4 protein-coding genes are annotated in these 9,464 nt (G+C 41.3%); 3 read left to right on the top strand and 1 reads right to left on the bottom strand.

The window, feature by feature from the left end:
- The first annotated feature begins 305 nt into the window (after positions 1-305).
- Positions 306-5,012, top strand: a complete 4,707-nt coding sequence (locus tag ACT3RN_RS12560; RefSeq protein ID WP_192992419.1) for an AAA domain-containing protein — start codon at positions 306-308, stop codon at positions 5,010-5,012.
- 41 nt (positions 5,013-5,053) lie between these two features.
- Here the strand turns inward: ACT3RN_RS12560 and ACT3RN_RS12555 are convergent, their stop codons facing one another.
- Positions 5,054-7,234 carry an ATP-dependent helicase gene (locus ACT3RN_RS12555; protein ID WP_192520211.1) on the bottom strand — a complete coding sequence of 727 codons (2,181 nt, stop codon included), beginning with the start codon at positions 7,232-7,234 and terminating at the stop codon, positions 5,054-5,056.
- A gap of 269 nt (positions 7,235-7,503) precedes the next feature.
- On the opposite strand from ACT3RN_RS12555, the gene ychF reads away from it, so the two are divergent.
- A complete protein-coding gene (gene ychF / locus ACT3RN_RS12550; RefSeq protein WP_192520212.1) occupies positions 7,504-8,595 on the top strand; it encodes a redox-regulated ATPase YchF in 1,092 nt (363 codons plus the stop codon).
- A gap of 142 nt (positions 8,596-8,737) precedes the next feature.
- Positions 8,738-9,340, top strand: coding sequence for a hypothetical protein (locus ACT3RN_RS12545; RefSeq protein WP_442073017.1), 603 nt, complete (start codon positions 8,738-8,740; stop codon positions 9,338-9,340).
- Positions 9,341-9,464 lie beyond the last annotated feature (124 nt).

Raw genomic sequence — 9,464 nt, 5'->3', positions numbered from 1 at the left:
ATTTGTGAAATATTTTTAAATTAAATACTTTTGGTTATATAGTTTTTTAAAATTATTTTTAATAAGTAATATTAAAGAAAATTAACGAACAGGTTGAATTGATAATACCTATAGCAATAGCTGCTAACGATAAATATTACAAATATTAGATATAGCTTATCGATATTAGTTTCTGTGCTATAGTTTGGTTTTATCCAAAAATCGTATTGCTCTCACCTGTCGTAAAAAATGGGGCTAATACGATGAAATCAACAAAATATCAGCCAATTAATCAATAGTTTTTGATGATTAGGAATACGTAATAAATGAGCATTTACACGCAACGATTGGCCTCTCAGATTGAATTTATTAAACAATGTACTTTGATGAAAAAAGCACCTATTCAAGACTTCACAAAGCACAGTGACTTTACTTGTATAGAAGAGCATGTATTAAATTTGCCAGGTATTAGCCTAAATACCACAAACGATACTTCTGAGGATGTTTGGCTACGTTTAGAACGGTTGCGTGAAAATTCGGTACCAAAACCGAGCAGTACCCTATTAGCACATTGGTTAGTATTTCCAAGCAAATTTAGTGATCAACCATCATTAAAAGAAAAAACTTCTGTCCAATTATTAATAGATGACAACCTACTATCTTCTGATTCGAGTGAAATATTCACATCATTTGAGGTTAAAGACACCCATTTCGATGATAATTATCCAGATAAGACATCAAATGTAGCGGAATACTCAAAAGCAAAAATTCATCTAAAAAACTTTCCTAAAAAAGACGCTGTACAAAATGAATTTAACGATTACATCCAAAATATCTGGAAACCTTGGGTAGCAACAGAAAAGCGAATACGTCAAAGTATCACGCTGTATTCCAATCTGTTCATGCTTAATCAAAAGCTTCAAGGCAATCTCGCTGATGCACAGCTAGAATTGGTATGGGGTATCGGTATTGCTACAAAAATAAATGCTGACAATGAGTCAAATAGCAAGCAAATCAAGTATCCCCTATTAACGCAATCTGTTGAAATTACCTTAGATCAAAAAACCATGGCGTTACTTATCAAGCCTACGCTATCTGTACCTACACTTGAAACTGAGCCTTTTTCTATAGAAGAAAATCAAGGTTTGGGCAAACTGCTAAAAAACACCAAAGCATTTTATGAATCAGAAAATGTATTGCTAAATCCATTTATACCAAGTAGCTATGAGCCTATCTTAAAATCAGCGGTGACATTGCTTGACGCTTCTGGTGTTTATCAACCAGACCATACTACTGCAGATGAGCGCAAAATACCTACAGCACAGCACAACCTTATCGTAACAGATACTTGGGTAATCATGGCTCGCCCGAGAAGCAATAATATATTTTTGCAAGATCTGGAAAAACTATCTACGCAACTCGAAACGGTCTCTGATGGCAATTTGCCAAACGCCCTCAAAGCTATGCTGACAGAGCCTGCAACCGAAAATAAAGAAGTCGTATTGTCCGCTTATCGGGGCCTATCTATGGTAGGTGGTAGCGAAAATTATACCAGCACGCCAACTGAGCTCTATTTCCCCAAAGCATTCAACGATGAGCAAGTACAAATCATACAGCAGCTAGATGTACACGATGGTGTGGTCGTGCAAGGTCCACCAGGTACAGGCAAGACGCACACCATCGCCAATGTTATCTGTCATTACTTAGCGCTTGGCCAGAGAGTTTTGGTCACCTCCATGAAAGATCCTGCCCTAAAGGTACTACAAGAGCAGTTGCCTGAATCGATAAGACCGCTCGCTGTGAGCTTACTCACCAGCGAAAACGAAGGCCTAAAGCAGTTTGAACATACCGTCAAAAAGATATCAAGCGAATTATCAGGTATCAATCGCGAGGCCTACCAAAAAGATATCGTGATGCTAGATGATCAAATCGATACTATTCATGCACAATTGGCCAGTACCGACCAAAAAATTACGGCTTGGGCACGGTTAAACCTTGATGATATCGTCATGGATAACGAAACTATCAAGCCAATAGATGCTGCGACTGAGATTGCTCAAAATCGACAGCTTATAGACAGCATTCCTGATACATTGGGTATAGAAGAGGTATTTAAGCCTCAGTTTACTCATAATGATATAACTGAACTAAAAAATGCCAGAATCAAACTTGGCAGCGACTTACATTATCTTAATAAAAAAATACCTGCGATTGCAGATATTCCTACTACCAATACGATGATACAGTTGCACAGAGATTTAAGTTACCTGAACGAATCACAAGCAGCTGAGGAGCAAGGCGAACTACCAAGCTTGATGGAACACAGTGCTAACACTTTGAGCATTGCTTATAATACAGCTGCTAACACCTCTCGTTTAATCTATCTTCTTGAAAAAGTTGAGAATGCTAAACAAGACTGGACAACTCATATCCAACCGCACCTGGCTGATAATGCCAAGCAAGACATCATTGAGCATTTAAATACGCTGAATACCGAAATCAAAGCACTGTTTAACGAGAGATCAGTTTATTTAAGCAAACCAATCTCACTGCCTGACAACGTAGATAAAAATCCAGAACTGGTCGATGCCATCACTAATTTATCTGAAGGTAGAAAACCTTTTGGTTTAATAGGTATTTTTGGTAAATCGGCAGAAAAAAAATGCCTTGAATCTATTAGGATACTCGCATCACCACCCTCAAGCGCACAAGATTGGCAATACGTATTAAACTTTATAGCCTTTAGAAAAAAAACGCTAGAGCTTATCTTGCGCTGGAATGTATTATCCAATGATCTACCTTTACCCATATTTGAGGTATCACCTGATGTCTTATCTGATTTAAATTCAGCCGCTTACTTATATGAGGCCGTTTTTGATATCAATCGTCTACAAAATGATATTCAACAGGCACTACGTACTATATTCATAGAGTGGGATACCAGTAATACCAACAAGAAAATACGTTATGATAAAGAAGCTTTGGTTGAGATAAGTCATATACTTAATCAACATCTAAAAAGACATAACCTGATAAAAAGTAGCAAGTTAAAAGAGAGGTTACTGGATGAGCTTACTGATTGTGACGGTGACATTAGCGACAAAACCATTGCCTTTTTCAATCAGAAAATTGGTAGTACCACTTTATCTGATGATGCATTACAAACTATATGGAAAGACCTGCTAAATGATCTAAAACGAGTAAGAAATCTTGCAGCCGATCTACAAACAGTCGCGACCATTACCAAGCTTATCGAAAACAATGGCGCACCACTTTGGGCCGAACAGTTACGCCATACGCCTTGTGCTAACGCTCAAAATACAACACAAATAGATGACTTATTACCTAATGACTGGCAGAAAATTTGGCGTCTCAGCCGATTAAGAAGCTTTATCGACAGCATCGATGGTCGTAAAGAGTTGGTGCAACTGGCCAAAACTCGTGGCAATTTAGAGTCAGACTTGGCAAGACTTTATCAAAAAGCCATCACCAAGCGAGCGTGGCTAAAAGTCGCCGAAAATGCGACGCCGAACGTCAGAGCTTCTTTGGAAAAATACCGCTCTGCCATTATGCGTATCGGTAAAGGAACCGGTAAAGGTGCACATTATTATCGCCGTGAAGCGCGAGAAGCCTCTACAGGCGCAAGTGCTGCTATTCCATGTTGGATCATGCCGCATTATCGTATCTCTGAATCCCTGCCAGCAGAATTCGGCAGTTTTGACTTAGTTGTTATCGATGAAGCCTCTCAATCTGATTTAACAGCGCTGCCAGCCATCATGCGAGCCAAAAAAGTGTTGATCGTTGGTGACGATAAACAAGTCTCACCAGAAGGCGTCGGTCTCGATATCGAAAAAATTCGCCATCTGATGGCACAGTATCTGAGCAACCAGGTCCCTGTTTATCGCTCACAGATGTCGCCTGATCGCTCAATCTATGACTTATTTAAAGTGGTGTTTGCGGATAGCAGTGTGATGTTAAAAGAGCACTTTCGTAGTGTGGCCCCTATTATTGAGTTCTCTAAACGTGAGTTTTATAATCATGAGCTGATACCATTACGTAGAGCCAAACCCTCAGAGCGCTTAGACCCACCATTGATTGATATCTATGTCACCGATGGCTATCGTGCGAAAGGTTCTGATATTAACCCCTCAGAAGTCAGGTTTATCGTTAATGAAATAAAAACCATTGTTTCTGACCCAGCTTATAAGGGTAAAACCATTGGTGTTGTCTCATTATTAGGCAATAAGCAAGCACACAGTATTATGGAGATGCTAAATAAAGAGTTGGATGAAACACTCATGACTGATTTTGACATTGCCTGCGGTGATGCTAGAACCTTTCAGGGCAAAGAGCGCGACATCATGTTTTTATCATTGGTTGTGGCACCAGGTGCCGCCCATGCACAAACCAGAGATACCTTTGCCCAGCGGATGAACGTCGCTGCTTCCAGAGCGCGCGATAGAATGTATTTGGTGCGCAGTATTGAGCTGAATGAGCTTAGCCAAGCTGATCATTACCGATCAGAGCTTATCAAACACTTTCAGGCACCATTCATGCAAGATGAAGAAGAAGTCACAGAATTACGTGATAAATGTGAGTCACCCTTTGAAAAAGAAGTCTTTGATCTTCTGATTGAAAAAGGCTATCGCGTCGTACCACAAGTAACAGCAGGTGCTTACCGAATCGATATGGTGGTCGAAGGTGAAAACGACAACAGCCTAGCCATCGAGTGTGATGGAGATAGATATCATGGGCCTGATAAGTGGGACAGCGACATACAACGTCAGCGGATTTTGGAGCGTGCTGGCTGGAAATTTTGGCGCTGCTTTGCCTCTACCTTTGTCACTCGCAAAGAGGAAGTCACTCAAGACTTATTAGCAGAATTGGAGCGATTAGAGATTTACCCAATCGCTACGGACGCTACGTATAGCAGCTCATATGTTGTATCCAGAGTTGTCACTACTACTGAGGAGCCCTTACTCGACAGTGACAGTGATGCCAGTATAGCTAGTCAAGCAGAGACGGACGCTTAAATATATAAAGCTCAATGGGTGGTGATTATATCTGCGAAACCTCACCACCACACTGGCTCATCACTTTCTTTTCTAGGTTTTTTAGCGGTCTTAATCGTCACCTCATTCGCAGATAGCTCGGCGATAAAGCGGGACGGCTTGTCAAAATACCCTGAATAGCTAGACAAGTAATCAGGTGCCGTCAGATAAAGCTGAGACTTAGCACGACTACAGGCCACATAAAACAGCTTACGTTCTTCTTCTAATTCCTCAAAATCGTCGAGCGAGCGATGATGCGGCGTCATACCATCAACCAATGAATTGACAAACACCACTGGCCACTCTAGTCCTTTGGCGCTATGGATGGTTGAGATAGTGACTTTGTCGGTATTCTTTGTTTTAGACTGACTGGCCGTCGCCACTGAGTCATTAGGTGGATCAAGTGCTAGGTTTTCTAAGAAACTATCAAGACTGCTATATTCTGTTGCCAGTTTTTTGAGTACACGGAAGTCCTCACTACGCTCTCGCCAATTCTCCTCAATCGTTTTTAGAATAGGCGTATAAAACTTCAGAATCTGCTCAATGACTGTTTTGACAGATTTTGCCCGATCTGCTTTGGTAAGTAGATGATACAAAGGCTCAAGCTGCTCGCTTTTTTTGGCAAACTTTGCCGTAGTTAATGGCTCAAACGAATTATTGTCCGCATTAATTGCTTGGGTCAAACGCGTCGCGGTGACTGACCCTACTCCCTTAAACAAGGTCAAAATACGGTGCCATGCGATCGTGTCATTGGGGTTATAAAGTATCTTTACGAATGCCAAGACGTCTTTTATATGACGTCTTTCTATAAACTTGATACCACCCACGACAATAAATGGAATATGACGCTCCATAAATTCTAATTGGACATAGTTGGACTGAAATGACGTTCGGCACAATACAGCAAAGTCGTCATAATCAAATTCTGATTTTAGCTTGATGATCTTATCAGCAATATATTTGGCCTCACGGGTCTCATCACGCAAGCGACTAAATACCGGCTTGATTCCTGTTACTAATGCATCAGAGTACAGCTGTTTTTGATAGCCTAGCGTGATTTGTGCTGACAAGGCATTGATATAGTCTAAAACGGCAGGCGTACTACGATAATTTTGCTCAAGCTTGATCAACTTGGCATCGGGGTAACTCTCACCAAACAACAAGATGTTTTCATAATTGGCACCGCGAAAGGCATAAATGCTCTGATTGTCATCACCAACGACCATGAGCGATACAGACTCAGGCTTACAAATCAAATCTATCAGCTCTTTTTGTGGAATATTGGTGTCTTGATATTCATCGACCATCACGTAACGGTACTGACGTTGTAGTAGTTGTCGAAATTTATCATTGGTCTTTAGATGACGTACCACTTGGCTAATAATATCGTCAAAGTCATAAAGATGATTGGCTCGCTTATACTCATGAAAGTCAACCGCCAGCTGCTCAATGATAGGAATATGTACAGCTATATCAGGGTAACTATCTTCTATCAAGTCGCGGATATGAATGCGTCTATTTCTAGAGGTTGAAAAGATGTTTTGTAGGGTCTTTTTACGAGGAAACGCTTGGTTTTTGGTTTGGGTGGGATACTTCTTTTCTTTATGAATTAGATCAATCGCATCTTCACTATCACCCGTGTCTAAAATCGTAAATCGAGGATTAATACCAAGCAGCCCTGAATACTGGCGCAGCAGCATATTACAAAATGAATGAAAAGTGCCGCTAGCAATGTCGTTGAGCCACTTATCAGTTGGCAGCTTATCCTTAGCCAAATCCTCATCAGACAAACGGCTGGTCAATAGCGTCTTTGCACGATTTTTAATTTCATTGGCCGCTTTTCGGGTAAAGGTGAGTAGCAAGATATCTTTAGGCGACACCCCATTCTCTAACAGATAGCTGGTTCGATAAGTGAGTGTTTTGGTTTTACCAGAACCTGCACCAGCGATGACCAACACCTTGCCTTCGATAGTCGTTGCAGCCATTAGCTGATCTGGATTTAACTCACTGGCATAATCGACCTCTAACCCCGCACCACTATCCAATCTTTGATCTAATAATTTGATATTTGCCGCCTCAGCAGTATCAATCAGATTTGCTTCTAGCTTTTTGATTGCCTGCTCAAGCTGAGCCAGCTTAGGTTTCATTTCAAGAAAATTCTGCGGATAACTATAGCGGCGTGTATTAAAAATTGTGGTCGTCATTATAAGAAGTGGCCTTTTGTTTATGTTAATCGCCTTTACAAAGGATGAACCTTTGATATTGCTATCAGATCAGTTGCTCATTTTATAGTACAGCTTACCATAATAGATAAAATGGCAAAATTACTAGCAATAACAGATGCTAAATATCAGTCTACAACGCAACAACCTCACCCCTATTCAGGTAAATTTGCTACAATGTGCCCAATTTTGATTTATCATTTAACCAATCTTTATACCAACTGATTTTATTACTATATTGAGAGAATGCTATGGGTTTTAATTGCGGCATCGTTGGCCTACCAAACGTGGGTAAATCCACCTTGTTTAACGCCTTGACCAAAGCGGGTATCGCCGCTGAAAACTTCCCGTTTTGTACCAAAGATCCCAACACGGGTATCGTGCCAGTACCAGATCCACGTCTAAAGAAACTGGCTGACATCGTCATCCCTGAACGTGTACTGCCAACGACCATGGAGTTTGTCGATATCGCAGGCTTGGTCGCAGGCGCATCAAAAGGCGAAGGCATGGGCAACCAGTTCCTAGCCAATATCCGTGAGACTGATGCGATTGCTCACGTCGTACGCTGTTTTGATGATGACAATGTGGTACACGTTGATGGACGCGTCAGCCCAATTGATGACATCGAAACCATCAATACCGAACTGGCATTGGCAGATTTAGAAGCTGTAGAGCGTGCGGTATTTAACTTGACCAAAAAAGCCAAAGGCGGTGATAAAGACGCTGCAGCCATGCTAGATGTGTTCAAAAAAATTGAGCCATTATTAGCAAAAGGTAAAGCTGCTCGCGCTGCTGGCCTAGACGCTGATGAGAAAAAACTAATCAGAAGCTATGGTCTAATCACCCTAAAGCCAACCATGTATATCGCTAACGTCGCTGAAGATGGCTTTGAAAACAACCCATACCTTGATGCAGTGCGCGACTATGCCACTGGTGAAGACTCTATCGTCATCGCACTATGCAACCAAATCGAAGCTGAGATTGCTCAGCTTGACGAAGAAGACAAAAAAGACTTCTTGGCTGAAATGGATATGGAAGAAGCAGGTCTAGATCAAGTCATTCGTGGTGGTTATGATTTGCTTGATATGCAGACTTACTTTACCGCTGGTGTCAAAGAAGTGCGTGCATGGACTGTTGCTGTTGGCGCTACAGCCCCGCAAGCTGCTGGTGTGATTCATACTGATTTTGAGCGCGGTTTCATTCGTGCTGAGGTCATCGCTTATGATGACTTTATCGAATACAACGGTGAAAAAGGCGCAGCAGCCGCTGGTAAATCACGCCTAGAAGGTAAAACTTATATCGTGCAAGATGGCGACGTCATGCACTTCCGCTTTAATGTTTAATATTTAAGCGGTAGATAGTATTTACATTGAGTGCGTTTCCTAATAAGCCGATGTTGGATATTCTCCAGCATCGGCTTTATTTTATCCGTCTATTGTTATATTATAACATATCTTAATTTTCACTTATTCGAGAACTTATAATATGACTGACTCTCTATCATTCTCTAAACTTGCAGGCGCTGCATTAATCGGAAGTATCATGACAGGCTCATTATTAGGCTGTCAGCCTAGTACAGATACAGCAGCATCTGAAGAAGTAACGGCAGAGCATGATCACGAAGGACACGATCACGAAGAACATGATCACGAAGGACACGATCACGAAGAACATGATCACGAAGAACATGATCACGAAGAACACGATCACGAAGGACACGATCACGAAGGACACGATCACGAAGGACACGATCACGAAGGACATGATCACGAAGGACATGATCATGCCAGTGCAGGCACGCCGTTTACCTGTGAGCCAACTGCTACTATTGGTGTGTCTTACCATGATGACAGCACACCACACACCGCAAACTTAATCATCGATGGTCTAGATTACGATTTGGTCGCTACCTCAGATAGCAACACTGATGCCAATACACAAGTCTATGTAGGTGAGATTGGACTGGATGATACTCACGGTATCATATGGCAAGTAAATGGCGACGAAGCAACATTGCGCAATAAAACACTAGACAGTGATGTGGCGATTGAAGAGGAAGAAGTGCTATTTAACTGCCAAAAATCTTAACATGTAGCCACACTTTAATTCGCAATAAGATAAACCAAAAAAGCTGGGTATCAACCACACACTGTGATACTCAGCCAAGTTGATACTATAGTGGCTCTATTATACGATTACCGCTATTACCACT

Origin of the sequence: Psychrobacter sp. AOP5-GZ1-6, assembly GCF_052376345.1 — a bacterium.
In the GTDB taxonomy this organism is placed as follows: Bacteria; Pseudomonadota; Gammaproteobacteria; order Pseudomonadales; family Moraxellaceae; genus Psychrobacter.
Note: the sequence above shows the minus strand (reverse complement) of the source record. Positions and strands in the feature narration are given on the sequence as shown.

Coding starts and splice junctions, on each gene's coding strand:
- ACT3RN_RS12560 (WP_192992419.1), top strand. CDS start 306: ATGAGCATTTACACGCAACGATTGGCCTCTCAGATTGAATTTATTAAA.
- ACT3RN_RS12555 (WP_192520211.1), bottom strand. CDS start 7,234: ATGACGACCACAATTTTTAATACACGCCGCTATAGTTATCCGCAGAAT.
- ychF (WP_192520212.1), top strand. CDS start 7,504: ATGGGTTTTAATTGCGGCATCGTTGGCCTACCAAACGTGGGTAAATCC.
- ACT3RN_RS12545 (WP_442073017.1), top strand. CDS start 8,738: ATGACTGACTCTCTATCATTCTCTAAACTTGCAGGCGCTGCATTAATC.